The 443-nt window shown below is 67.0% G+C and carries 1 protein-coding gene; it reads left to right on the top strand.

Annotation, left to right across the window (positions count from 1 at the left end; genetic code table 11):
• Positions 1-443, top strand: a 443-nt coding sequence (gene tssI, locus PMM47T1_RS28505) for a type VI secretion system tip protein TssI/VgrG (RefSeq protein WP_008375964.1), incomplete at both ends; no start/stop codon positions are given.

The raw sequence follows: 443 nt of genomic DNA, 5'->3' as shown, positions 1-443 counted from the left end.
ACCCGCGCAGCGAATGGAACGACCTGTGGCTGCTGACCGAAGTACGGCATGAAGGCAAACAGCCCCAGGTGCTTGAGGAGTCGGTCACCAGCGACACCACCGACCACAAGGACGACTTCCACCAGGGCTACCGCAACCGCTTCCTGGCCACGCCGTGGGACGTGTTCTACCGCCCGCCGTTGAACCACCCCAAGCCCCGCGTGCTGGGCGACCAGACCGCCGTGGTCACCGGCCCCAAGGGCGAGGAGATCCACTGCGACCCGTACGGCCGCGTCAAAGTGCAGTTCTTCTGGGACCGCGAAGGCCAGGGCGACGACACCAGCAGTTGCTGGCTGCGCGTGTCCTCCAGCTGGGCCGGTGAACGCTACGGCGGCGTGGCCATCCCGCGCATCGGCATGGAAGTGCTGGTCACTTTCCTGGAGGGCGACCCTGACCAGCCGGTC

The organism is Pseudomonas sp. M47T1 (genome assembly GCF_000263855.1).
Taxonomy (GTDB): Bacteria; Pseudomonadota; Gammaproteobacteria; order Pseudomonadales; family Pseudomonadaceae; genus Aquipseudomonas.
This window is presented reverse-complemented; position numbering and strand designations above follow the sequence as displayed.